Below are 2139 nucleotides of genomic sequence, written 5' to 3'. Positions count from 1 at the left end.
GGGGGGCGCCCCGCCGACGGGCGAAGGTCAGCCGCGCGGGGTACAAGTCCCCTGAGACGCGGTTGCGGTCCACCGGGGTCCTCGCCCCTCCGCCGCGCCACCGGTGACGACGACGAGGAGGCCGCCGTGGAAGGCAGAAGCAAAGGGTTCGTGCAGTCCTTCAACCGTGCCGGCGGGTACGGGTTCGTCGTTCCCGTGGGCTCCGAGGAGCAGGTGTACTTCCGTGCGGAGGACATCGAGGGGGAGGGTCGCACGCTCTCCGAGGGGCAGCAGGTCTCCTTCGTCCTGGTCCTCGGCGACGGCCGTTTCGAGGCGAAGGAGCTGCGCGTCTGACGTGGCCGNNGATCCCGCGGCCGCGGCCGCGTCCCGGCCGCACGAGCGGACGCCGGGAGCGCTCGAACTCTCGGCGGCGGCGGAGGTGTTCGGCCTGCTCTCCGACCCCACCCGGCTGCACCTGGTCTGGCTGCTCACCCGCGGCGAGGCCGATGTGACCGCCCTGACGGAGGCCTGCGGGGCCGCGCGCCCCGCCGTCAGTCAGCACCTGGCCAAGCTGCGTCTGGCCGGGCTCGTCCAGTCCCGCAAGGACGGGCGCCGGGTCGTGTACGCCATGCCGGACGGGCATCTGAAGCGGCTCGTGGTCGAGGCGATCAGCCGCGCCGATCACGAGGTGAGCGGCGAGCCCTGGCACGACTGAGGGCCTCCTCCGGACCCCTGACACCAACATGTGCGCAAGTACGCACATGTCCGCTACGTTGGTGACGTCCGCAGTCCGCCGTGGCCGACCGGGGGCGTCCTCATGCTGTCCGCGCTGCGCAACCCCACCTACCGCCGTCTGTTCGGCGCGCAGGTCGTCGCCCTCACCGGCACCGGCCTCGCGACCGTGGCCCTGAGCCTCCTCGCGTACGACCTGGCGGGTGCGAACGCCGCCGCCGTCCTCGGCACCGCCCTCGCGATCAAGATGGCCGCGTACGTCCTCCTCGCCCCGCTCGTCGGCGCCCTCGCCGACCGCGTCCCCCGGCGGGCGCTGCTCGTCTCCATGGACCTCGCGCGCGCGGCGGTCGTGCTCGCCCTGCCGTTCGTCAGCCGGGTCTGGCAGGTGTACGTCCTGATCCTGCTGCTCCAGGCCGCCTCGGCCGCCTTCACACCGGCCTTCCAGGCGACGATCCCGCAGGTGCTGCCCGACGAGCGCGACTACACCGGCGCCCTGTCGCTCGCCCGGCTCGCCTACGACCTGGAGAGCCTGGCGAGCCCGGTGCTCGCCGCCGCGCTGCTGACGGTCGTCCCCTACGCCTGGCTCTTCGCCGGCACCGCCGCGGGGTTCGTCGCCTCAGCCCTCCTGGTCCGCACGACGGCCCTGCCCGCCGCGGACCCCGCCGCGGACTCCGACGCGGGCCACGCTCCGGCCCTCGACGCGGACTCCGACGCGGACTCCGACCCGGGCGCGGAGTCGAAGCCCGGTGGTGGCGCGGTTCCCTGCCCCCGTACGTACGCCCGGGCGGTCTCCGGGATCCGGCTCGTCCTCGCCGCCCCGCGGTTGCGCGCCCTTCTCGCCCTCGACCTGGCCGTCGCGGCCGCCGGGGCGGTCGTCCTCGTCGACACCGTGATCCTCGTCCGCGACACCCTCGGCCGCCCCACCGGGGACGTACCCCTCGCCCTCGGCGCGTACGGCGCGGGCTCCATGGCGATGGCCCTGCTGCTGCCGCGCGTGCTGGCGCGGGGCGGCGACCGCGCGGTCATGGTGCGGGCCGCCTTCGTCCTGCCCGGGGCCCTGGGGCTGCTCGCCCTCGGCCTCACGGCCAGGCCCGGAGCCTGGTCCTGGCCCGCCCTGCTCCTGCTCTGGCTGGTCGCGGGCGCCGCGGGCTCGGCCGTGCTCACCCCGGGCGGCCGGGTGGTGCGCGGCTCCGTCCGGAGCGGCGACCTGCCCGCCGCCTTCGCGGCCCGGTTCTCCCTCTCGCACGCCTGCTGGCTGCTCACCTACCCGCTCGCCGGCTGGCTCGCCGCGACGACCGGCCCGGCCGCCTCGGCGGCCGTGCTCACCGTCGTGGCACTGGCGGGGGCCGTGGGCGCGGCGAGGCTGTGGCCGCGCGCGGACCCGGCCACGGGCCGGCGGACGCCCGCCCCCGCCGCAGGGGGCTGCGC

Annotated in this window: 3 protein-coding genes; all 3 read left to right on the top strand. The window is 76.2% G+C overall.

Translation table 11 applies throughout. The annotated features are described in order from the left end of the window. The first annotated feature begins 126 nt into the window (after positions 1 to 126). Complete coding sequence (locus AOK00_RS33740) at positions 127 to 333, top strand: cold-shock protein (RefSeq protein ID WP_055603950.1); 207 nt, start codon at positions 127 to 129, stop codon at positions 331 to 333. Between the two features lie 10 nt (positions 334 to 343). After that, positions 344 to 694 (top strand): ArsR/SmtB family transcription factor (locus tag AOK00_RS33735; RefSeq protein WP_254047601.1); only part of this gene is annotated, 351 nt, incomplete at its 5' end. A 102-nt stretch (positions 695 to 796) separates the two neighbouring features. Continuing rightward, on the top strand, positions 797 to 2139 hold a 1343-nt coding region (locus tag AOK00_RS33730), incomplete at its 3' end, for an MFS transporter (protein WP_055603951.1).

Origin of the sequence: Streptomyces aureus, from assembly GCF_001418135.1 — a bacterium.
GTDB lineage: Bacteria > Actinomycetota > Actinomycetes > Streptomycetales > Streptomycetaceae > Streptomyces > Streptomyces aureus_A.
This window is presented reverse-complemented; position numbering and strand designations above follow the sequence as displayed.